Source organism: Rathayibacter sp. VKM Ac-2801, from assembly GCF_009834245.1.
Lineage (GTDB): Bacteria > Actinomycetota > Actinomycetes > Actinomycetales > Microbacteriaceae > Rathayibacter.
The window spans coordinates 451,988-472,203 of record NZ_CP047183.1; the positions used below are offsets into that span (position 1 = coordinate 451,988).

A 20,216-nucleotide genomic window follows, 5' to 3' on the forward strand; every position below is an offset into this window, starting at 1 on the left:
AGAACCTGCTTTCAGTGGTCGTGGTCGACGGAGAGATCGAGGCGGCGGGCGACGACGTCGGCCGCGACGTCGCGGAGGGTCCGTGAGTGGCTGTACGCGTAGGCCCGCAGGATGAGCAGAGCGTCGTCCGGAGTGGTCCCCCTCTGGCTGAGGACCATGCCCGTCGCCTGATGCACCTCGCGGCGCGCGAAGGACGCGTCGAAGCCCGCCTCCCCGTCCTGGGCCCGAGCGAGAGCGCGAGCGACGACCGCGCGACCCAGCAGGGTGGCGATGCTCTGGGCGACCTGCACCGCCTTCTCGTCCGCGTGCGCAGCTCCGGAGCTGAAGAGCGTGACGGCTCCGATGCGGAGCGGTCCGAACGACAGCGGCAGCGCGAGCACCGAGCACACGCCGGCGGCCGTCAGCGAGGAGGCGAGCACCGGCCACGCGGCTTCAGCGTCGCGGCCGGCGACGGAGAGCTGGACCGGCCGACGACTGCGGAAGGCGTCCCAGGCCGGACCTTCGCCGAAGTCGAGCTGCGTCTCGTCCAGGGACGCGGCGCGGGTGCTGGTGGATGCGAGCGTCTCCACGTCGAAGGGGGCGTCGAGAGAGCACGCGGCGGCGTCCTCGAACGGCAGGAGCGCGACCAGCGACGCCACGAGCACGGTGAGATCCTCGGGGCCGCTCACGGCATCCACGCGGGCGGCGCAGAGCGGTGCTGCGCACCCGTCATAGGAACGACGGGGTCACAGGGGCCGCGCGGAGCCGGGCGGATCCGCGCTCGCCGGAGAGCTCCGTGCCGATGCCCCCGCTGCTGCGGAGACGGTCCTCGACCTCGGACGACCGGTGGTCGTCGTGCAGAACACCCATGCCGTGGACCTCTCATCGCAGTGGGAACGCCAGAGACCCGGGCGGAAGTCCCTCAGTGTGGCAGACGGACGCGTCCAGCGCGTCGTCCGCTCCGGGATCGCTTCCGCGAGCGGTCCAGCTGCCGATCCCCTCTAGCGCCGACCGGTCAGCACCCCTACGGTGGCCTCAGCGCCCCTGACTCCGCCGCTGATCGTCCGATCGAGGATCGAAGGCGGGGTCACGTGCAGACACGGGACAGGGTGACAGAACCGGTTCTGTCCGACGGCCGCGACGAGGCCGCGGAGACCGTCGTCGTTCTCGAGGCGCTTCTCGACGCGCTCGACGAACCGGGATCCGTGCACCCGGGTCTGGCGGCACTCGTCCAGGATTCGGCTCGCGCCCTGCTCACCGCCGGCACCGCGCCCGTGGCACGGTCTCGGCTCGCAGCCGACCACCCGCGGTCCCTCACAGCACATGTCGCACGCCCGGTCTCAGCACTGGATCTCGAGGTCGACTGCGCCGATCGCGATCGCGCGCAGCTCCTGCTGATGCGGACCGCCGGCGTCCTCGACTAGGAGGAGCAGGCATCCGACCCGGTCAGGCGCAGTCCGGGCCGCAGACCTCGTAGTCGGCTGCGGCCGACGCCCGTCAGAGGAGGATGACGCCGTCCACGACGGCCCGGGCGATGTCGCCGACCCGGGCCTGGCGGGAGCGTGCGCGCTGGCGCAGCATCCGCCAGGCGGTCTCCATGTCGACCCCGTTCCGATGGGCGATGACGCCCTTCGCCTGCTCGATCACGACCCGCGAATCGAGCGCGTGCTGGAGCTGGTCGCGCGCCGTCGCTGCTTCTCGGATGGCGCGCTCCTGCACCAGCCCGATGGTCGCGACGTCCGCGATCGTCTGCGCCGCGATCGCATCGTCGATCTCGAGACGGCCTTCTCTGTCGCGGAAGAAGTTCAACGATCCGACCGTGGTCCTCCGCAGCCGCAACGGAACCGCGTGCACGGACTGGTAGCCGGTGTCCCGCACGCCCTCCGCGAGGGCGGGCCAGCGGCGGGCGATCTCCTCGCGCGAGCTCGCGGTCACCACCTCTCCCGTCACGAACGCGTCCAGGCACGGACCGTGGCCGGCGGAGAGCTGCAGCGCCTCGATCGCGTGCAGCCGCTCCGACGTGGAGGCCATCACGACGAGCTCGGGACGATCGTTCACGAGGACGATGCCGACGTCGACCGCCTCGCAGATCGCCGCGCATCGCTCCGCGAGCTCGTGCAGGAACTCCACGACGTCGAAATCGTCGATGAGAGTGTCCGCCACGACGGTCAGCGTCTCGAGGAGCATCTGCTCACGCGTGGAGGCGGCCATGTGGCGATCCTAGGTGCGCGCGACCTCCCGGGGGAGAGGGGAGCCGACGGCCGACGCCGGGGTCGTCCTGCGCCCGCCGGTGTCCCGATCCGCCGCGGGCTGCTCCGGCCGCTGCGCGCGAGTCAGCTGTGCGTCGTGTTCGCCCGGATCTCCTCGACGGACAGCTCCGGTGCGCCGCCCGCCGCGGCCGCCGGGTCCATCCAGACGAAGTCCCAGTGGTGGCCGTCGAGGTCGTCGAAGCTCTTGGAGTACATGAATCCGTGGTCCTGCTCGCCGGCCGGGGTCGCCCCCGCGGCGAGAGCCTTCCCGACGATCGCATCGACCTCCTCTCTGCTCTCGGCGCTGAGGGCGAGCTGCACCTCGGTCGAGGTGGTGGCGTCGATGATCGGCTTGCTGGTGAACTCGGCGAAGAACTCCCGCGTGAGCAGCATCGCGGTGATCGTGTCGCTGATCACCACGCTGACGGCGTTCTCGTCGCTGAAGCCCTCGTTGATCGAGTAGCCGAGCGATTCGAAGAAGGCCCGGGACCGCGCGAGATCGCGGACGGCCAGATTGACGAAGATCGTGGTGGACATCGGTGCGCGCCTCTTCCCCGGGTGCCGGCGGCCTGCTGCCGCCGGTCGTCACAGCAGGATGACGAGAGCGAGCGACGGCGTCAAGCGGCGGAGGGCGGCACCGTCGCGGTCGAGCGCGCGTGCTCGACGATCGCGTCGGCGACGTCGGCCGCTGCGGTGTGGACGACGACGTGCCGATGCCCGGGGACGATGCGGAGCGTCCCTCCACCGGCCGCCTCGAGGAGGCGGGTGCACCACTCGTCGGTCGCGATCGGGTCGTGCGATCCGCGGAGGATCAGGAGCGGTGCGGTGAGCTCGTCACGAGCAACGCGATCACGGCCGCCCTGCTCGAGTACACGACCACCGTCGCCGACGCCGAGAACAGCACGACCGTCGACATCACGGTGCTGGAGGAGAACGGCGACACGTCCGTGCACACCCTCCTGCTGAGCCCCGCGAGTCAGTTCGACATCGCCGACGTGGGCGGGATCGGCGCCGAGGCCGAGGCCGACCGCGTCCCGCTCCCCTCGATGCCGCACGTCGGCACCACCGGAGTCGTCGAGTCCAACGGCGATGCGGCGAGGACGGCCGACGACCTCAACTCCGTCATGGACGACATCGACCCGGATCGGGCCAGTGGTCATGGGCAAGTTCATCGTCGTCCCCCGGCTCCTCCGCGCCGCGACGTCCGGTCAGAGGACGATCAGGCCGTCGACGACACCCCGCGCGATGTCGGCGACACGGGCCTGGCGGGAGCGGGCGCGGTGGCGGAGGATCGTCCACGCCTCCTCCATCTCGACTCCCCGGCTGTGCGCGATGACGCCCTTGGCCTGCTCGATGACGACCCGCGCGTCGAGCGCGTGCTGCAGCTGGTCCCGCGCCGACGACACCTCCTTGACGGCCCGCTCCTGGACCAGGCCGATGGTCGCCACGTCGGCGATGGTCTGGGCGATGAGCACCTCCTTGACGTCGAATTCGCCCGTGCTGTCGCTGAAGAAGTTCAGCGAGCCGATCGTGCTCCTGCGCAGCCGGAGCGGCACGGCGTGCACGGACTGGTAGCCGGAGTCCCGGGCGGCGGAGGCGAAGGCGGGCCACCGCATGACGATGTTCTCGAGGCTGCCGGAGGTGACGACGTCGCCCGACTCGTACGCGTCCACGCAGGGGCCGTCTCCCGCGGAGAGCTGGAGGACCTCGATGAGGTGCAGGCGCTCGCTGGTGGAGGCCATGACGACGAGTTCGCCGTGGGAGTCGGCGAGGACGAGCCCCACGTCGACGGCGTCGAAGATGGCGGCGCAGCGGTCGACGAGGTCGTGGAGGAACTCCACGATGTCGAAGTCGTCGACCAGAGTGTCGGCGACGACGGTGAGCGTCTCGAGGAGCAGCTGTGTGCGCGTCGTGTCGGTCATGGGGAGACCTGCTTTCAGTGGTCGAGATCGCGGAGGGGGGAGAGGTCGAGGCGTCGGGCGATGATGTCGGAGGCGACCTGCCTCACCGTCGTGGACGTGCTGAACGCGTAGGCGCGCAGCAGGAGCAGCGCGTCGGCGGGGCCGGTGCCGGCCTGACTGATCACCATGCCGGTCGCCTGGTGCACCTCCCGGCGCGAGAGGGCCGCGTCCCGCAGCACCACTCCGGACTGCGCCTCCGAGAGTGCGCGGGTGACGACTGCTCGAGCGAGGAGGGTCACCACGCCCTCCGCGAGCTGCAGGTGCTCGGTGTCCGCGGGCGTCGTCCCGGTGCTGAACAGCGTGACGGCTCCGATGCGGAGGGGCCCGAAGGACAGCGGGAGGGCCAGGACGGAGCGCACCCCGCTGACGGCCGGGGCGGACCGGTAGACCGGCCAGGCGCTCGCCCCGCTCTCCGCGTCGACGTCGGTCCGGATCGACCGGCCGGCGTGGAACGCCTCCCAGCCCGGTCCCTCACCCAGGTCGAGCTGCGCCTCGTCGAGCGCTGCCGCCCGCTCGCTGCTGGCGGCGAGCGTCTCGACGTCGAACGGCGCCTCGAGGGAGGACGCCGCCGCGTCCTCGTAGGGCAGCAGGGTGCAGAGCGAGGAGGTGAGCGTGGTGAGGTCGTCGGAGCCGGTCATCGTGCCTGCTCCCGTCGCGGGCGGGCGGGTCGCGGGATCACCGCGGTGCCGTCGGGAGGGTCGACCGGCCGCTCCCCGGCCCCGGGCGGAGGAGTCCCGCGGTCGGGAGCCCGGATGCGCGGCCGTTCGCGGCGGGACGATGCTCGACCTCATCAGACGGCAAGGGGCTCACGGCTGCGGTCGTCCGACAGGTTCAGGCCGATGCCGCCGCCGCTCTCCCTGATGAGCAGCTCGATCCAGTCGCGGTTCAGCGCCGGGACCCGGCTGCCGTTGAACTCGAAATGCAGAGGCGTCCCGGTCGAGATCCACAGCGACTGCCGGCCTGCTCCGGTCTCGCGCCCGGGAAGCCAGGAGAGGGAGAAGCACTCCGAGCGGCGCAGCTTCACCCCCACCACGATCTGGAGGTGGGTGAGGAGTCTGTCCTCGAACTCGAAACTTCTCTGGTCGTCATGCAGAACGCCCATGCGGAGAACCCTGTCATCGAGATGAACTCGCCGGGATCAGGGGCGGTGGGACGCTTTCAGTGTGACAGAGGAACGGGGTTGACACGCTGTCCGGTGCAGATCGGACGAGGAAGTCCGCGCCGACCGGGACTTCTTCCGGCCTTCCGCAACCCCGGTCCGGATATCCGGACCGGATCCATTCTCGGGCCCTCGCCCGCGTACCGTGGCCGATGCCGGTCGCTCCGCGGAGGCGCACCACCACTCACGGCCGTCGCCGCACCGTCGAGTCCCTCCCCTCCGATCGAGTCGAGCCGTCATGTCCCCTCAGGACGAGAACCAGCAGGACACCGCCCGCGCCCTCCGGGGCCTGATCGAGGCGTTCTCCGGGCCGCACCTGGTGCACCCCTCCTACGTCGACCGCGTTCTCGCGCAGTCGGCGGAGCAGCTGGCGGTCCTGCAGGGGCGGGACGCCCGATCGGACCGCCCCCGCATGCCGACGCTGATGTGGCCGCGCTCCGCCTTCGTCGAGGTCCCCGACGCACCGCCGGTGCCGCCGGCTGCGCTCTGAGCCGTGCCCGATCCCGGCCCGGAGCGTCGTCAGGTCGTCGCAGCGGTCGACCGTGCCGGGCTCGAAGCCGCTTCCTCCTCCGCCGCGACCGGCTTCTGCACGGCGAACTGGGTCCGGTGCAACTCCTCGTACCGCCCGGCCGCAGCCAGCAGCTCCTCGTGCGTCCCGCGCTCCACGATCGAGCCGTCCTCGACCACGAGGATCAGGTCGGCGCTCCGGATGGTGGAGAGCCGGTGCGCGATCACCATCGCCGTCCGCCCCTCGAGCGCCTCGCTGAGGGCCGCCTGCACCGCGGCCTCCGAGGTCGAGTCCAGCGCCGCCGTCGCCTCGTCGAGGATCACGACCCGCGGCTGGGCGAGCAGGAGCCGCGCGATGGTCATCCGCTGACGCTCGCCCCCGGACAGCCGGTAGCCGCGCTCCCCGACCATCGTGTCCAGCTGGTCCGGCAGGGAGCGGATGAGCGGCTCGAGGCGCGCACGGCGGACGGCGTCCCACACCTCGTCCTCGGACGCCTCCGGCCGCGCGAGGCGCAGGTTGGACAGGATGGTCTCGTGGAACAGGTGGCCGTCCTGCGTCACCATGCCGAGGGTGTGACGCATCGCCGCGAACGTGAGGTCGCGGACGTCCGTGCCCGCGAGGCGCACGGCGCCGCTGTCGACGTCGTACAGGCGCGAGAGGAGCTGCGCGATCGTGGACTTGCCGGCACCGGACGTGCCGACCAGGGCGACGGTCTGCCCCGGCTCGATCCTGAAGGACACGCCGTGCAGCACCTCCTCGCCGCCGCGGGTGTCCAGCGTGGAGACCTCCTCGAGGGAGGCGAGGGACACCTTGTCCGCCGACGGGTAGGCGAAGCGGACGTCGTCGAACTCGACGGACACCGGACCCTCGGGGACGACGGCGGCGCCGGGCTTCTCCTGGATGAGCGGCTCGAGGTCGAGCACCTCGAAGACGCGCTCGAAGCTGACCACTGCGCTCATGATCTCCACCCGCGCGTTCGCGAGGCTGGTCAGCGGGGCGTAGAGGCGGGTGAGGAGGAGCGCCAGAGTGACGACCTCTCCGGTGTCCAGCCGGTCGGAGAGCGCGAGGACGCCGCCGAGCCCGTACACGAGCGCGAGGGCGAGAGCGGAGACGAGCATCAGCGCGGTGAAGAAGACGAACTGCAGCATCGCGGTCCGGACCCCGATGTCGCGGACGCGGGCGGCGCGGACGCGGAACTCCTCGGCCTCCTCGTCGGGTCGGCCGAAGAGCTTGACGAGGGTCGCGCCGGGCGCCGAGAAGCGCTCGGTCATCTGGGTGCTCATGGCGGAGTTGTGGTCGGCGGCCTCGCGGCGCAGCGCGGCGAGGCGCCCGCCCATGCGGCGTGCGGGGACGAGGAAGACGGGGAGCATGACGACGGCGAGGACCGTCACGAGCCAGGACGTGCTGAGCATGACGACCAGGGTGAGGATCAGCGCCACGAGGTTCGTGACCACGCCGGACAGCGTGCCGCTGAAGGCCTGCTGCGCCCCGATCACGTCGTTGTTGAGGCGGCTCACGAGGGCGCCCGTCCGCGTGCGGGTGAAGAACGCGATCGGCATCTTCTGGACGTGATCGAAGACCGCGGTGCGGAGGTCCAGGATGACGCCCTCGCCGATGCGCGCCGAGTACCAGCGCGTGACGAGCGAGACGGCCGCGTCGGCCACGGCCACCAGGGCGATGACGATGGCGAGGCGGACGATCGTGGCGACCTCGCCCCGCGCGACGATGACGTCGACCACCTGACCGGCGAGCACCGGCGTCGCGACCGCGAGGAACGCTCCGACGACGGAGAGACTGATGAAGACCAGCAGCTTCGAGCGGTAGGGGACGGCGAACGTCATGATCCGCCGGACGGACTCGCGGGAGACGCCGTGGTCGCCGTTCCGGACGGTCGAGATCTTGTAGAGCGAGCTCCAGGCCGCGCCTTCCATGCTCATGGCGGTTCCTTCCGTGGGCTCCGGCCCGGCTGAGGGGCGGGCGGCCCGGGACCGCACGCGGGACGACGGTCGGTGGCGGACCGGCGGTGAGGGGCGACTGCGCGTCGGCGGAGGAGGGCGAGTCTACGCCGCGCTCAGGCGCCCGGGCCCGTCGAGGAAGCCCCCCGACGCCGGACAGGTCAGACGGGGAGGAGGAGGGGCGCGAGCCGGGTCAGAGGCGCAGTCGCCTCTCGACGACGTTCTGGGCGACGTCGACCACACGGGCCCGCGTCGCGCGCGCGTGCTGGCGCAGGAGCGCCCAGGCCTCCTCCATGTCGACGCCCCGGTCGTGGGAGATGACGCCCTTGGCCTGCTCGACGAGGATCCGCGCAGTGAGGGCGTGCTGCAGCTGGTCGCGGGCGGCGGTCACCTCCCGGATCGCGCGCTCCTGGATGAGGCCGATGGTGGCGACGTCCGCGATGGTCTGCGCGGCTCGGATGTCCTTCGCGTCGAGGGCGCCGGAGCGGTCGCGGAAGAAGTTCAGCGACCCGATCACCGTCCCCCGGAGACGAAGGGGCACGGCGTGCACGGAGTGGAATCCGGAGGCCTCGACCTCGGCTGCGAACAGCGGCCACCGCCGCTGGATCTCCTCCAGCGTTCCCGCTGTGATCACGTCGCCGGTGACGAAGGAGTCGATGCACGGGCCGCTGTTCAAGGACAGCTGCACCGCCTCCACCACCCGCATCCGCTCGCTGGTGCTGGCCATGACGAGGAGCTCGCCCTGTGCCGACGCGAGGACGAGCCCGACGTCGTCGCAGTCGCAGATGCTCGTGCACCGCTCGACGAGCTCGTGCAGGAAATCGACGACGTCGAAGTCGTCGACGAGGGTGTCCGCGACGAACGTCAGCGTGCGCAGCAGCAGCTGCTCACGAGAATCGACCATGGTGTGCTCCTTGAAGCAGGAGATGCCGGCCGGCACGCGGGACAGCCGGCATCGATACCCGGCACGCAGACCTCCCCGGGCCCGCGCGCGGCCGCGTCGGGAGCGGTCGACGACTTGCAGCGCTCCTTCTCGTCGAGGGAGCGGCTGCGCGTCGCCTTCCGAGCACGCGGCGCAACAGCGACGACAGGGTCAGGGTCGCCACGGCTCACGTTAGCGCAGGAGCACCCCGCTCGCCGCGCCGTCCGCCCGCGAGCGGGCGGAGGCCGAATGTCGGTGCCACCGACCTACACTCGGACCCGTTCGAACACCTGTTCGATGGGACGAGGAGGGAGCCTGCCATGAGCGTGACCGTCGTGGACCGCATCGCGACTCCGGCCTCGGACGCCGTCGCCGTCACCTTCCTCGTCACCAGCGAGGCGGTGGCGGCCGGATTCCCCTCGCCCGCGCAGGACTACTTCGACGGGTCCCTCGACCTCAACGACCACCTGATCCGCGACAGGACGTCGACGTTCATCGTCCGCGTCTCGGGCGAGAGCATGGTCGGCGCCGGTATCAGCGACGGGGACGAGCTCGTGGTCGATCGGTCGATCACGCCGACGCACGGCAGTGTCGTCATCGCGATCCTCGACGGCGAGCTGACCGTCAAGCGCCTCGAGCTCAGCCCGGGGGGAGTGGTGCTGCGGGCCGAGAACCCGGAGTACCCGCCGATCCTCGTCCCCGAGCTGAGCGACCTCCAGGTGTGGGGCGTGGTCACCGTCTGCCTCCACCGGCTGCACCGTGCGCTCTGAGCGGCGCATCGCCCTGGTCGACGTGAACTCGTTCTACGTCTCCTGCGAGCGCCTGTTCGACCCGAGGCTCGCCGGCCGGCCCGTCGTCGTCCTCTCCAACAACGACGGCTGCGTGGTGGCGCGCTCCGACGAGGTGAAGAGGCTCGGCATCGAGAACGGGACGCCCTGGTTCACGATCGAACCCCTGATCCGCTCCGGGCGCCTCCCGGAGGTGATCGCCCGCTCGAGCAACTACGAGCTGTACGGCGAGCTGTCCGCCCGCGTGATGGAGCTGCTGGGCCGCTACTCCGCCTGGCAGGAGGTCTACTCGATCGATGAGAGCTTCCTCGGGGTCGACGGCGACGTGGGGGAGCGGGCGAAGATCGGCCGGGCGATGCGGGCGGCGGTCGCGAAGAACGTCGGCCTGCCCGTGTGCGTCGGGTTCGGGCCGAGCAAGACGCTCGCGAAGTTCGTCACCAAGGGCGGAGCGAAGAAGCACCCGCGCCTGGGCGGCGTCTGCGACACCGACTGGTACACCCCCGAGCAGCTCGACGCGCTGATGGCCTCGCAGCACGTCACCGAGCTGTGGGGGGTCGCCGGCCGCATCGGCAAGCGCCTCGCGGAGCTGTCCATCCACACGATCCGGGACCTCCGCGACGCGGACCCCGCGCTCATCCGCAAGAAGTTCTCCGTCGTCCTGCAGCGCTCCGTCTACGAGCTGCGCGGCGTCGACTGCATCCCCCTCGAGGCCGCCCGCTCCGTCCGCGACCAGCTGATCTTCTCCCGCTCGTTCGCCACTCCGGTGACGACGATCGCCGACATGGAGCAGGTGCTCTCCGTCTACGCGCAGCGCGCCGCCCACCGCCTGCGCGCGCAGGAGTCGGTCACCAAGACGATGAGCGTGTTCGCGTCGACGTCGCCGTTCGCGGACGCGCCCTACGAGTCCGCCGGGGGCCTCGCCGGCTTCCCCGTGCCCACGGACGACCCGGTGGCGATGGTGAGGGCCGCTATCGGCACGCTCCGCCCGCGCCTGCGCGAGGGCGCTCGCTACGTGCGGGCCGGCGTCATCCTCACGAACCTGTCGCCGCGGAACTCCCACGCGCTGCTCGAGATCTTCGACACCGCCTTCGACACGAAGGGCCTCGGCGCCACGATCGACGCGGTGACGAAGCGCCACGGCCGCTCCGCGGTCGGCCTCGGGCTCGCGGGGATCCGCAAGGGTCCGGTGTGGACGATGAAGCGCGACGCACTCTCGCTCCGGGCGACGACGCACTGGGGCGAGCTGGCGACAGCGCACGCGCGGTGACCGCCGGCGCCGGGGAGATCGGGTCATCCGACGCGTAGGCGCTCGGAGCGCTCTCGGGCAGGCTCGTCGCCATCGACGAGTGTCGGTGCGGGTACGGCGGGAGGACCCATGGCCGAGAGCTGGCAGGACGCGTCGGTGCGGGGCGTCGCGATGATCGAGAACGAGCTGGTCGTGCGCGACTTCCTCGAGGTGTGGAGCGCTCGCGACAGCCGCCAGCTCATCCCGTTCCTGCATCCGGAGGTCGTCTACAGCGCGTCGAGCTCGCAGGAGATCGCGGGGCGGGCGCGGGTCCTCGAGATGTGCGACGAGGTCCACCGGGCGTTCACCGAGATCCGGATCGCCCTCGTCACGATCGCCGTCGCCGGCAGCATCGTCCTCACCGAGCACGCCCTGCACCTCCGCTCGGACACGGGGGAGGGCCACTGGCTCCGCTGCTTCGGGAGCTACGAGCTCCGCGGCGATCAGATCGTCACCTGGCGGCAGCTCCATGGCTGAGGATCCCGCGTGACGGCGGTGACCGGACCTGCGCGCCTGCGGCTCGCCCTGGTGCTGCTGGCGATCGCCTCGGGCGCGACCGATGCGTTCGCGTTCCTCCTGCTCGGCGGCATCTTCACCGCCAACATGACGGGCAACCTGGTCCTGCTGGGGCTGTACCCCCGCTCCGCCTGGCTGACGACCGCGGCCGGAGCGGTCACGGCGATCGTCTTCTTCGCCGGAGCCGCCTACGCCGGGTTCCGCGCGACGCGGGCGCACACGCCGTCGACCGGCGACGGGAGGCATCCGCTCCGCTCGATCGCGATCGCGGGGGTCGTCCTCCAGCTCGCCGTCGCGGTCGCCTGGCCGACGGTGCAGGGCGGCCGGCCGCTGCTCGTGGACTGCGCCTTCATCGCGACCAGCGCGGCGGCGCTCGGGCTGCAGACCGTGCTCGCGAAGCGGATCTCCGGCGCTGCCGGCCTGACGACGACCTTCGTCACGGGCACGCTCACCAGCCTGATGCAGGAGCTCGCCGAGCGCTCGTCCGGGTCGAGGACCCTCCAGGCGCTCATCGTCGCGAGCCTCGCGGGCGGGGCCGTCGTCGGAGCGGCGACCGTGACGCTCGCTCCGGCCTGGTCTCCGACGCCGGCCCTCGTGCTCTCGGCGCTCGCCGTCGTGCTGCTCTTCGCGCACCGGGCGCCGGCCGTGCACGCGGGAGCGGAGCCCGGGGCCTCGCGTCCCGCGTGACCGGGATCAGGCGTCGAGCGCCCACTTCGGCCGGACCCAGTGGCAGGTGTAGCCGCCGGGGTGCTTGCGCAGGTAGTCCTGGTGCTCCTCCTCGGCGTCCCAGAACTCGCCGGCCGGCTCCACCTCGGTGACGACCGGTCCGGGCCAGCGGCCCGACGCGTCGATCTCGGTGATCGTCTCGCGCGCGACCCTCTCCTGCTCGGGGGAGAGGAAGAGGATCACGGAGCGGTACGCCGTGCCGATGTCGTTGCCCTGACGGTTCTTCGTCGTCGGGTCGTGCACCTGGAAGAAGAACTCGAGCAGGTCGCGGTAGGAGAGCTGCTCGGGATCGAACTCGATCTCGACCGCCTCCGCGTGGTCGCCGTGGTGGCGGTAGGTCGCGTTCGGCGTGCTGCCGCCGGCGTAGCCGGCGCGGGTGCTGAAGACGCCCGGCATGTCGCGGATGAGCTCCTGGAGCCCCCAGAAGCATCCGCCCGCCAGGATCGCGCGCTCCTCGGCCATCAGACGCCTGCCTTCGTGTCGTGCGCGGACTCGCGCGGAGAGATCATCATGCGGGCAAGTCCACCACGGCCGAGGACGTCGCGGTGAGCGTCGGACGACTCTCGGAGCAGACCGACGGCGAAGGAGGGCGGGGTCCTCGCGGTCGTGTCCCGCCCGGGCGCGGCGTCACTGCGGTCGGGACGCCGCCGGAGATCGGCCCGCGGGAACGAGTCATCTGACCGGGTCGCTCCGCATGCCTCCGTTCCTACGCTCGTCGGTACAACGGAGCAGAGAGCGGAGCGGACCATGGAGCAGCCGAACGTCGAGACGCGCAGTGCACGCCGGGTGATCGAGACCCTGACCGCGAACGGGGTGAAGTACGTCTTCGGGATCCCGGGAGCGAAGATCGACGCGGTCTTCGACGTCCTCGCCGACGAGGGGCCGGAGCTGATCGTCTGCCGCCACGAGCAGAACGCCGCCTTCATGGCCGCCGCGGTGGGGCGGCTGACGGGCAGCCCGGGCGTCGTCCTCGTGACCTCCGGCCCCGGCACGACCAACCTCGCCACCGGCCTGCTCACGGCCAACACGGAGCAGGACCCGGTCGTCGCGCTCGCCGGAGCCGTGCAGCTCTCCGACCGCCTCAAGCGCACGCACCAGTCGATGGACGCCGCCGCCTTCCTCTCCACCGTCACGAAGCACACGGTCGAGTCGACCGATCCGGACGACGTCTCGGAGGCGGTCAGCAACGCCTTCCGCGCCGCGGTCACCGAGCCCAGAGGCGCGGCGGCGGTCGTCCTGTCGGCCAGCGTGATGGCCGCGCCGACCTCGCAGGTCATCACCCGGGCGGCCACGGGTCCGACCAGCGGTCCGGCGCGCGCCGAGGACCTCACCCACGCGGCCGACCTGATCAACACCGCGGAGCGGCCCGTCCTCCTCGTGGGGCTCCGCGCATCGGAGCCGGAGACCGTGGCGGCCCTGCGGGCGCTCATCAGCGAGACGGAGCTGCCGGTGATCGAGACGTTCCAGGCCGCCGGCCTCGTCTCCCGCGAGCTCGAGGACCACTACCTCGGCCGCGTCGGGCTGTTCAAGAACCAGCCCGCCGACCTCGCCCTCGCCGAGTCCGACCTCGTCGTCGCTGTCGGCTACGACGCCGTCGAGTACGACCCGGTGATCTGGAACAGCGACGTCGACCGCAGGATCGTCCACATCGACTCCGTCGACGCCCCGCTGGACAACCACTACCTGCCGGCGCTCGAGCTGAAGGGCGACCTCGCGCAGACCGTCGCGGCCCTCACGCCCCTCGTCTCCGGGCTGCAGCTCGACGAGGACGCCGCCGAGCGGGTCGCCCGGCACCGGAGCGAGCTGGAGCGGATCGACGACGGGGCGCGGACGGCCGAGGCGGCCCCCGGAACGGTCGATCCCGCCCGCCTCGTGCTCCTGATGCGGGACCTGCTCTCGGACGACGCCACCGTGGCCTGCGACATCGGCTCGAACTACATCTTCATGGCCCGGCACTTCCGCGTGTACGAGCCCAAGCACCTGCTCTTCTCGAACGGGCAGCAGACCCTCGGCGTCTCCTTCCCCTGGGGCATGGCCGCGAGCCTCCTGCGTCCCGGGACCCCCGTGGTCTCCGTCTCGGGCGACGGAGGGTTCCTGTTCTCCGCGACGGAGATCGAGACGGCGACGCGGCTCGGCCTCTCGTTCACGCACGTGATCATGCGCGACGACACCTATGACATGGTCGGCTTCCAGCAGCTGCTGAAATACGGCCGCAAGTCCGGAGTCCAGCTCGGCGACTACGACATCGAGAAGTTCGCGGCGGCGTTCGGCGCCACGGGCAGGAGGGTGAGCGGCCTCGCCGAGTTCGAGGAGGCCTTCCGGGCGTCGCTCGCCGAGCCGGGCGTCTCGATCATCGACGTCGCGGTGGACTACAGCCGCAACGTCGACATCGCCGCCCACCTGGTCGAGGACGCCTTCGAATGAGCACCCACACGGTCGACTCGACCGACGACTACGCGATCTACCAGAGCTCGACCATGGCCGCGCTGCTGGCCGGGGTCTACGACGGGGACCTGACGATCCGCGAGCTGCTCACCCACGGCGACCTCGGGCTGGGCACCTTCAACCACCTGGACGGCGAGATGGTGATCGTCGACGGCGTCTGCTACCACCTGCGCAGCGACGGCTCCGTCCAGGTGGCCGGCGGAGCCGACAGGACGCCCTTCGCGGCCGTGCTGCCCTTCCACCCGACCACGACGTTCACAGTCGAGAAGCCGACCGGTCTCGCCGGACTCACGCGGCTGATCGACGACGCGGTCGACGGCGGGAACATCCCCGTCGCCCTGCGGATCGACGGCCGGTTCACCGAGGTCCGCACCCGGACCGTCGGCGAGCAGACCCCGCCGTATCCGCCCCTGATCGAGGCGACCGCTCATCAGAGCGTGACGGGCATCGCCGACACCAGCGGCACGATCGCCGGCTTCCGCACTCCGCAGTTCGAGCAGGCCGTGTCGGTCCCCGGGTACCACCTGCACTACGTCGACGACGCCCGCGAGAAGGGCGGGCACGTCCTCGACGTGACTGTGGCCGACGTGACGGTCTCGCTCACGACCGTCGCCGGACTCCACCTCGCGCTCCCGGAGACGGTCCAGTTCCGCCGGGCGGACCTGGCGATGAAGGACATCGCGGCGCAGGAGGCACGAGCGGAGGGATGAGGCGGACGGGGACGTCCGGGGAGACGGGCCGGCGGCGACCCGACTCCCCGGAGGCCGGTCAGGGCGCGAGCTCCTCGCGGACGATCGCCGCTCCCGCGCTCAGCGCGCTGAGCTTCCCCCACGCGAGGTCCCGGGACAGCGGCGCCATGCCGCAGTTCGTGCTCGGCAGGAGCAGGTCCGCGTCGACGAACCGGAGGGCGCGGCGCAGGGTGTCCGCGACCTCCTCGGGCGTCTCCACGGTCCCGCTCGCCACGTCGATCGCTCCGAGCATGACCTTCTTGCCGCGCACGAGCTCGATCAGCTCCATCGGCACGTGGGAGTGGTGGCACTCCAGCGAGACGATGTCGAGCGAGGACCGCTGGAGCAGGGGGAACGACCGCTCGTACTGGCGCCACTCCGATCCGAGGGTGGCCTTCCAGTCGGTGTTGGCCTTGATCCCGTAGCCGTAGCAGATGTGCACGGCGGTCTCGACGCGGAGTCCCTCCGCCGCCCTCTCCAGAGCGGCCACTCCCCAGTCCTGCACCTCGTCGAAGAACACGGTGAAGGCGGGCTCGTCGAACTGGACGATGTCGACCCCGGCGTCCTGGAGGGCTCGCGCCTCCTCGTTGAGGATCGTCGCGAACTCCCACGCCAGCTTCTCGCGGCTGCCGTAGTGACGGTCGGAGAGGGTGTCGATCATCGTCATCGGGCCGGGCAGCGCCCACTTGATCGGCTGATCGGTCTGCTCGCGCAGGAACCGGGCGTCGTCGGCGAACACCGGTCTCTCGAGGCCCACGGCGCCGACGACGGTCGGCACGCTCGCGTCGTACCGGTCGCGGATGCGCACCGTCTCGCGCCGCTCGAAGTCGACGCCCGTGAGGTGCTCGATGAACGTCGTGACGAAGTGCTGGCGGGTCTGCTCCCCGTCGCTGACGATGTCCAGGCCCCGGTGGTGCTGCTCGTGGACGGCGGCGCGCAGGGCGTCCTGCTTCCCCTCGGCCAGGGCGTCGCCGTCCAGCCGCCACGGGGACCACAGGGTCTCCGGCTGCGCGAGCCACGACGGCTTCGGCAGGCTGCCGGCGATCGAGGTGGGCAGGAGCGGGAGGGCCCTGGACGATCCGCGCGCGCTCATCGGACCGCTCCCGCGTACCCGGCGGCCCACTGCCGCAGCCGCTCCCCGTGCGGCTTCATCAGGTGCTCCTCCGCGAACTCCCCCTGCTCGACCGCGAGCCGGCCGCGCTCCTCGCGGTCGTAGGAGACCGCGGGCCGCGCGTAGTCCTGCTGCTCCAGGTCCGGCCGGTAGACGTCGGCGGCGGCCGAGCGCGCGCCGTAGATCTCGGGCCGGTAGATCTTCTGGAACGTCTCCATCGTGCTGATGGTGGCGATGAGCTGGAGGTCCGAGTAGTCCTCGAGCAGGTCGCCCCCGCAGTAGAACGCGAGCGGTGCCGTGCTGCCGGGCGGCATGAAGAAGCGGACCCGCAGGCCCATCTCCGCGAAGTACCGGTCGGTCAGCGAGAGCTCGTCCTGCCGGTACTCGACGCCGAGGACCGGATGACGGCTCCCGGTGCGCCGGTACGTCCTGCTCGTCGAGACGCTGATGCAGATGACGGGCGGCGTCGAGGAGAGCTCCGCGTACTGCGCGGAGTCCCGGAAGTGCTGGAAGAGCGCGCCGTGGAGGACGCCGAAGTCGTCGGGGACGGTGAAGCCGGTCTGCGAGGCGTTGACCGCCGGCAGCCGCACGCTGAAGTCGTGGTCGCGGAGATAGGACGAGAAGTTGTTCCCGAGTGTCCCCGGCTGACATCGGCCGGTGCGGCGGTCGACGATCCTGGTGCGCAGGACCTCCAGCAGCGGGAACTCCCGGCCCTCGCCGTCCGCGGTGAGCTGCAGCCCGACGGAGACGATGTCGAGCCCGACCGTGTAGCGGCCGCGGCTCGGATCGTCGACGGGCGCGAGGTCGTTGAACCGGTCGTCGATCATCCGCAGCGCGGTCCGGAGGTTCTCCCGGCGGCGCTCGCCGCGGGCCAGATTGGCGAAGTTGGTGGTGATCCGGGAGCTCTGGGCCGGCGAGTAGTCCTCGTCGAAGGGGGTGAGGGTGATGCTGAAGGCGGGTTCGTTCGTCATGATCGGCCGTTCGGTAGGAGGGACAGGGGCGGGGGCGTGTCCCCTACGTCCCGAAGAGGTTGGCGCGCGTCCCGCCGGGAGCGAGCTCGTCGCGGAGGATCCCGCGGCGGCGCAGGACGGGGACGAGGTCGTCGAGCATCCGGTGCAGGGTGACCGGGTGCAGGTCCCCGGAGAGGAGGAGCCCGTCGCTGCCGCCGTCGTCGCCGAGCTCCTCGACGAAGTCGGCGAACTCCTCCGCGGTGCCGACGAAGCCGGCGCGGTCGGCGACGCGGCCCTTGCGCGCCTTCCTGGTCAGCAGCTCCCGCAGCGGAGCGTCCTCGGTGCCGCCGTACAGGCCGGCGATGGTGCCGTGCGAGACGTGCTCCCCGAACACCGACCGCGGGACGGGGAGATCCAGGTCCAGCCCCGTGAGGTCGGTCTCCAGGTCGCTCGACCAGCCGAGTGCGATCCGCCGCAGCGCGGCCTCGTCGGGGTGCCGCGACGCCTCCACGACGCGCGCGGCCTCCTCCGGGCTCGACACGATCTCCGGCTTCACGACGAAGAGCACGCGCAGGTCGTCCGCCGTCCGCCCGTGCTGCTCGGCCGCGGCGAGCACGCGCGCCCGGTAGTCGCGCACCGCCCGGGCCTCCAGCGGGGCGAGGGCGAGCTGGACGTCCGACTGCGTGCCGGCGAAGGCCAGCCCTCGGGGGGAGCCGCCGGGGGAGACCACGATCGGGTCACCGTTCGCGAAGGGGACGGCGTTCAGGGGTCCGTCCACGCGGAAGTGCTCCCCGCGGTGCTGGAAGGCGTCGATCCGGGTGCCGTCGGCGTAGCGGCCCGACTCGGGATCGGCGATCAGCGCGCCCCGGCCCCAGCTGTGCCAGAGCCGGCGGACGACCGCCATCCACTCGTCGGCCCGGTCGTAGGCCGCGTCGTGCGACAGCGGCTCCAGCCCCACGTGGCGGGCGCTGCCGACGTCGGTGACGAGGTTGATCCCGAAGCGGTCGGAGCTGAGGTGCTGCAGCGTCGCGGCCTGCCGGGCGGCGAGGTACGGGGGCGTGATGCCGGCGTTGATCGTCGGTGCCAGCCCGATGCGCTCGGTCGCCGCGAACAGGTACGGCGCCAGGAGGAGCGGATCGTGCTTGGGCCCGCCGTACGCCCCCCTGACGCGGAGGTCGAGCGTCTCCGGGGAGCCGAGCGAGACGGCGTCCTCCATCACGATCAGCTCGAAGCCGGCCTGCTCCAGCTCGCGGGCCGACTGCTGGTAGAGGCCGGGCCTGGTCCAGTCGTGGTTCCACTCCCGGTAGGGGTGCCCCCACCCCTGCGGTCCGAAGCCGCGGGAGAAGAACCAGCCGAAGTGCTGACGGCGAGCCACGGTCACACCTCCGCGAGGGCGGGGAGGGCGCGGGCGCGCACCGCGGCGAGCCCGCGCTCGAGGTCGCGGAGGAGGTCGTCGACGTCCTCGATCCCGATCGACAGCCGGAGGAGCCCGGGGTGGATCCCGGCGGCGGCCCGCTCGGCGGGGGTGCGTCCGGCGTGGGTGGTCGACGCGGGGTGCAGCACCAGCGAGCGCACGTCGCCGAGGTGGGTCATGTGGCTGAACAGCTCGACGGCGTCGATGAAGGCCGCCGCGCCCGCCTCTCCTCCGGCCACGGTGAAGGAGAAGACGGAGCCCTGCCCGCGGGGGAGCAGGCGCTGCGCGAGGGCGAACGACGGGCTCGACTCCAGGCCGGAGTAGTCCACCGACACCACCTCGGGCCGCCCCTCGAGGAAGCGGGCGACGGCGAGGGCGTTCGCCGAGTGCCGCTCGACCCGCAGCGACAGCGTCTCGACGCCCTGCCGCAGCAGGAAGGAGTTGAGCGGCGACGGCGTCGGTCCCAGGCGGGAGACCACGATGTCCCGCGTGTACGAGACGAAGGCGCGCCGGCCGTGCTGCTCGGTCCAGCTGCGCCCGCCGAACGACCGCTCCTCCTGGTTGAGGTGCGGGAAGAGCGCGGGGCGCGCCGCCCAGTCGAACGTGCCGGCGTCGACGATCACGCCGCCGAGGGCGGACCCGTGCCCGGCGAGGAACTTGCTGGTCGAGTGCACGACCACGTCGGCCCCGTGCTCGATCGGGCGGAGGAGGTAGGGAGTCGCGAGCGTGTTGTCGACCACGAACGGCAGCCCGTGCCGGTGCGCGATCGCGGCCAGCGCCGGGAGGTCCAGCAGATCGTTCTTCGGGTTCGGGATCGGCTCGCCGAAGAGCACCCGGGTGTCGGGTCCGATCCGCCGCTCCCACTCGCCGAGGTCCGACGCGTCGTCGACGAAGTCCACGCCGATCCCGAGCCGCCCGAAGTTCTGCACCAGCAGCCCGCGGTTGCCCTCGTAGAGGCGGCGCGAGGAGAGCACTCGGTCGCCGGCCTGCAGGATCCCCAGGAGAGCGGAGGCGGTCGCCGCCTGGCCGCTCGCCACCAGGATCGCCTCGGCACCGCCCTCGAGATCGGCGAGACGGCGCTCGACCTCCTCGGTGGTCGGGTTCCCGTTGCGGGTGTAGAGGTAGCCCTCGTCCTCGCCGGCGAACCGCTCACGGGCGTGCTCGAAGCTGTCGAACACGAAGCCGGCGCTGAGGTGCACAGGAGTGACGCGCGCCCCGTGGGCGCCGTCCGGCGCGGCACCGGCGTGCACCTGGCGCGTGGTGAAGCCCGCCGCCGCGGAGGCACGGGGTGCGGGCGCCGAGGTCGAGGTGGTCGCCGGTGCAGTGGTCGCGGTGGTCGCCGACGCCGAGGTCGCGGTGTTCGCCGGTGCAGTGATCGTCACGGTGTGCTCCTGTCCAGACGCCCGGAAGGCGGATGCCGGGAGCCTGTCAGGCCGAGGGGAGTGCGCGCCGGATCGTGACGGAGTGTGACTGCGCGGGGGGCGCCGGCGGGGGCGCCGGAGCGGTCTCCCGCCGGCGCA

Annotated in this window: 23 protein-coding genes; 8 read left to right on the plus strand and 15 right to left on the minus strand. The window is 71.7% G+C overall.

Annotated elements, in window-relative coordinates:
- Positions 1 to 11: 11 nt before the first annotated feature.
- Together GSU45_RS02045 and GSU45_RS02050 are read right to left on the minus strand one after the other, a co-directional pair.
- Positions 12 to 668, minus strand: coding sequence for a GAF and ANTAR domain-containing protein (locus tag GSU45_RS02045; RefSeq protein WP_159912289.1), 657 nt, complete (start codon positions 666 to 668; stop codon positions 12 to 14).
- Positions 669 to 708: 40 nt separating this feature from the next.
- The gene (locus tag GSU45_RS02050) at positions 709 to 849 is read right to left on the minus strand and encodes a hypothetical protein (protein ID WP_159912290.1); all 141 of its coding nucleotides are present in this window, start codon (positions 847 to 849) and stop codon (positions 709 to 711) included.
- A gap of 239 nt (positions 850 to 1,088) precedes the next feature.
- On the opposite strand from GSU45_RS02050, the gene GSU45_RS02055 reads away from it, so the two are divergent.
- A complete protein-coding gene (locus GSU45_RS02055) occupies positions 1,089 to 1,403 on the plus strand; it encodes a hypothetical protein (protein WP_159912291.1) in 315 nt (104 codons plus the stop codon).
- A gap of 73 nt (positions 1,404 to 1,476) precedes the next feature.
- Here GSU45_RS02055 and GSU45_RS02060 read toward each other — a convergent pair whose 3' ends face one another.
- The 6 genes from GSU45_RS02060 to GSU45_RS02085 all read right to left on the minus strand — a co-directional run bounded on the left by GSU45_RS02060 (position 1,477) and on the right by GSU45_RS02085 (position 5,291).
- On the minus strand, positions 1,477 to 2,190 hold the full coding sequence (locus GSU45_RS02060; RefSeq protein WP_159912292.1) for a GAF and ANTAR domain-containing protein: 714 nt from the start codon (positions 2,188 to 2,190) through the stop codon (positions 1,477 to 1,479).
- Between the two features lie 122 nt (positions 2,191 to 2,312).
- Positions 2,313 to 2,765: a VOC family protein gene (locus tag GSU45_RS02065; protein ID WP_159912293.1), complete on the minus strand. Its 453-nt coding sequence runs from the start codon at positions 2,763 to 2,765 to the stop codon at positions 2,313 to 2,315.
- An 80-nt stretch (positions 2,766 to 2,845) separates the two neighbouring features.
- A complete protein-coding gene (locus GSU45_RS02070; protein WP_159912294.1) occupies positions 2,846 to 3,388 on the minus strand; it encodes a hypothetical protein in 543 nt (180 codons plus the stop codon).
- Positions 3,389 to 3,436: 48 nt separating this feature from the next.
- The gene (locus tag GSU45_RS02075; protein ID WP_159912295.1) at positions 3,437 to 4,150 is read right to left on the minus strand and encodes a GAF and ANTAR domain-containing protein; all 714 of its coding nucleotides are present in this window, start codon (positions 4,148 to 4,150) and stop codon (positions 3,437 to 3,439) included.
- Positions 4,151 to 4,164: 14 nt separating this feature from the next.
- A complete protein-coding gene (locus tag GSU45_RS02080; RefSeq protein ID WP_159912296.1) occupies positions 4,165 to 4,827 on the minus strand; it encodes a GAF and ANTAR domain-containing protein in 663 nt (220 codons plus the stop codon).
- 152 nt (positions 4,828 to 4,979) lie between these two features.
- Positions 4,980 to 5,291 (minus strand): hypothetical protein, encoded by a 312-nt coding sequence (locus GSU45_RS02085; protein WP_159912297.1) that lies wholly within the window; start codon positions 5,289 to 5,291, stop codon positions 4,980 to 4,982.
- A 295-nt stretch (positions 5,292 to 5,586) separates the two neighbouring features.
- Here GSU45_RS02085 and GSU45_RS02090 point away from each other — a divergent pair, with 295 nt between their 5' ends.
- Positions 5,587 to 5,838 (plus strand): hypothetical protein, encoded by a 252-nt coding sequence (locus tag GSU45_RS02090; RefSeq protein ID WP_159912298.1) that lies wholly within the window; start codon positions 5,587 to 5,589, stop codon positions 5,836 to 5,838.
- Between the two features lie 29 nt (positions 5,839 to 5,867).
- Here GSU45_RS02090 and GSU45_RS02095 read toward each other — a convergent pair whose 3' ends face one another.
- Positions 5,868 to 7,793: an ABC transporter ATP-binding protein gene (locus tag GSU45_RS02095; RefSeq protein WP_159912299.1), complete on the minus strand. Its 1,926-nt coding sequence runs from the start codon at positions 7,791 to 7,793 to the stop codon at positions 5,868 to 5,870.
- 211 nt (positions 7,794 to 8,004) lie between these two features.
- Positions 8,005 to 8,715, minus strand: a complete 711-nt coding sequence (locus GSU45_RS02100) for a GAF and ANTAR domain-containing protein (RefSeq protein ID WP_159912300.1) — start codon at positions 8,713 to 8,715, stop codon at positions 8,005 to 8,007.
- Between the two features lie 338 nt (positions 8,716 to 9,053).
- Here GSU45_RS02100 and umuD point away from each other — a divergent pair, with 338 nt between their 5' ends.
- The 4 genes from umuD to GSU45_RS02120 all read left to right on the plus strand — a co-directional run bounded on the left by umuD (position 9,054) and on the right by GSU45_RS02120 (position 12,009).
- Entirely contained in the window at positions 9,054 to 9,503 is a 450-nt protein-coding gene (gene umuD, locus GSU45_RS02105) for a translesion error-prone DNA polymerase V autoproteolytic subunit (RefSeq protein WP_159912301.1), read from the plus strand.
- Complete coding sequence (locus tag GSU45_RS02110; RefSeq protein ID WP_159912302.1) at positions 9,493 to 10,788, plus strand: Y-family DNA polymerase; 1,296 nt, start codon at positions 9,493 to 9,495, stop codon at positions 10,786 to 10,788. The genes umuD and GSU45_RS02110 overlap by 11 nt, the downstream gene beginning before the upstream one ends.
- A gap of 108 nt (positions 10,789 to 10,896) precedes the next feature.
- Positions 10,897 to 11,283, plus strand: a complete 387-nt coding sequence (locus GSU45_RS02115; protein WP_159912304.1) for a nuclear transport factor 2 family protein — start codon at positions 10,897 to 10,899, stop codon at positions 11,281 to 11,283.
- A gap of 9 nt (positions 11,284 to 11,292) precedes the next feature.
- The gene (locus GSU45_RS02120) at positions 11,293 to 12,009 is read left to right on the plus strand and encodes a YoaK family protein (RefSeq protein WP_159912306.1); all 717 of its coding nucleotides are present in this window, start codon (positions 11,293 to 11,295) and stop codon (positions 12,007 to 12,009) included.
- Positions 12,010 to 12,015: 6 nt separating this feature from the next.
- Here the strand turns inward: GSU45_RS02120 and msrA are convergent, their stop codons facing one another.
- A complete protein-coding gene (gene msrA, locus GSU45_RS02125) occupies positions 12,016 to 12,510 on the minus strand; it encodes a peptide-methionine (S)-S-oxide reductase MsrA (RefSeq protein WP_159912307.1) in 495 nt (164 codons plus the stop codon).
- 285 nt (positions 12,511 to 12,795) lie between these two features.
- Here msrA and alsS point away from each other — a divergent pair, with 285 nt between their 5' ends.
- The gene (gene alsS, locus GSU45_RS02130; RefSeq protein WP_159912308.1) at positions 12,796 to 14,472 is read left to right on the plus strand and encodes an acetolactate synthase AlsS; all 1,677 of its coding nucleotides are present in this window, start codon (positions 12,796 to 12,798) and stop codon (positions 14,470 to 14,472) included.
- Positions 14,469 to 15,203, plus strand: coding sequence for an acetolactate decarboxylase (gene budA / locus GSU45_RS02135; protein WP_159912309.1), 735 nt, complete (start codon positions 14,469 to 14,471; stop codon positions 15,201 to 15,203). The genes alsS and budA overlap by 4 nt, the downstream gene beginning before the upstream one ends.
- A gap of 58 nt (positions 15,204 to 15,261) precedes the next feature.
- On the opposite strand, the gene GSU45_RS02140 is transcribed toward budA, so the two are convergent.
- Genes GSU45_RS02140 through GSU45_RS02155 form a run of 4 tightly spaced genes read right to left on the minus strand, consistent with a single transcriptional unit; the run spans position 15,262 to position 20,078 of the window.
- The gene (locus GSU45_RS02140; RefSeq protein ID WP_159912310.1) at positions 15,262 to 16,314 is read right to left on the minus strand and encodes a methionine synthase; all 1,053 of its coding nucleotides are present in this window, start codon (positions 16,312 to 16,314) and stop codon (positions 15,262 to 15,264) included.
- Positions 16,311 to 17,303, minus strand: coding sequence for a putative oxygenase MesX (locus GSU45_RS02145; RefSeq protein WP_159912311.1), 993 nt, complete (start codon positions 17,301 to 17,303; stop codon positions 16,311 to 16,313). The genes GSU45_RS02140 and GSU45_RS02145 overlap by 4 nt, the downstream gene beginning before the upstream one ends.
- A gap of 43 nt (positions 17,304 to 17,346) precedes the next feature.
- Positions 17,347 to 18,657, minus strand: coding sequence for an LLM class flavin-dependent oxidoreductase (locus GSU45_RS02150; RefSeq protein ID WP_159912312.1), 1,311 nt, complete (start codon positions 18,655 to 18,657; stop codon positions 17,347 to 17,349).
- A gap of 2 nt (positions 18,658 to 18,659) precedes the next feature.
- Positions 18,660 to 20,078: a PLP-dependent transferase gene (locus GSU45_RS02155; protein WP_279631104.1), complete on the minus strand. Its 1,419-nt coding sequence runs from the start codon at positions 20,076 to 20,078 to the stop codon at positions 18,660 to 18,662.
- Positions 20,079 to 20,216: the final 138 nt, after the last annotated feature.

What these genes read in the sequence shown, in the direction of transcription:
- GSU45_RS02145 (WP_159912311.1), bottom strand. Translation starts at nt 17,303, where the DNA reads ATGACGAACGAACCCGCCTTCAGCATCACCCTCACCCCCTTCGACGAG.
- budA (WP_159912309.1), top strand. Translation starts at nt 14,469, where the DNA reads ATGAGCACCCACACGGTCGACTCGACCGACGACTACGCGATCTACCAG.
- umuD (WP_159912301.1), top strand. Translation starts at nt 9,054, where the DNA reads ATGAGCGTGACCGTCGTGGACCGCATCGCGACTCCGGCCTCGGACGCC.
- GSU45_RS02080 (WP_159912296.1), bottom strand. Translation starts at nt 4,827, where the DNA reads ATGACCGGCTCCGACGACCTCACCACGCTCACCTCCTCGCTCTGCACC.
- GSU45_RS02050 (WP_159912290.1), bottom strand. Translation starts at nt 849, where the DNA reads ATGGGTGTTCTGCACGACGACCACCGGTCGTCCGAGGTCGAGGACCGT.
- GSU45_RS02095 (WP_159912299.1), bottom strand. Translation starts at nt 7,793, where the DNA reads ATGAGCATGGAAGGCGCGGCCTGGAGCTCGCTCTACAAGATCTCGACC.
- GSU45_RS02065 (WP_159912293.1), bottom strand. Translation starts at nt 2,765, where the DNA reads ATGTCCACCACGATCTTCGTCAATCTGGCCGTCCGCGATCTCGCGCGG.
- GSU45_RS02140 (WP_159912310.1), bottom strand. Translation starts at nt 16,314, where the DNA reads ATGAGCGCGCGCGGATCGTCCAGGGCCCTCCCGCTCCTGCCCACCTCG.
- GSU45_RS02115 (WP_159912304.1), top strand. Translation starts at nt 10,897, where the DNA reads ATGGCCGAGAGCTGGCAGGACGCGTCGGTGCGGGGCGTCGCGATGATC.
- GSU45_RS02100 (WP_159912300.1), bottom strand. Translation starts at nt 8,715, where the DNA reads ATGGTCGATTCTCGTGAGCAGCTGCTGCTGCGCACGCTGACGTTCGTC.
- alsS (WP_159912308.1), top strand. Translation starts at nt 12,796, where the DNA reads ATGGAGCAGCCGAACGTCGAGACGCGCAGTGCACGCCGGGTGATCGAG.
- GSU45_RS02075 (WP_159912295.1), bottom strand. Translation starts at nt 4,150, where the DNA reads ATGACCGACACGACGCGCACACAGCTGCTCCTCGAGACGCTCACCGTC.
- GSU45_RS02090 (WP_159912298.1), top strand. Translation starts at nt 5,587, where the DNA reads ATGTCCCCTCAGGACGAGAACCAGCAGGACACCGCCCGCGCCCTCCGG.
- GSU45_RS02070 (WP_159912294.1), bottom strand. Translation starts at nt 3,388, where the DNA reads ATGACCACTGGCCCGATCCGGGTCGATGTCGTCCATGACGGAGTTGAG.
- GSU45_RS02085 (WP_159912297.1), bottom strand. Translation starts at nt 5,291, where the DNA reads ATGGGCGTTCTGCATGACGACCAGAGAAGTTTCGAGTTCGAGGACAGA.
- GSU45_RS02060 (WP_159912292.1), bottom strand. Translation starts at nt 2,190, where the DNA reads ATGGCCGCCTCCACGCGTGAGCAGATGCTCCTCGAGACGCTGACCGTC.
- msrA (WP_159912307.1), bottom strand. Translation starts at nt 12,510, where the DNA reads ATGGCCGAGGAGCGCGCGATCCTGGCGGGCGGATGCTTCTGGGGGCTC.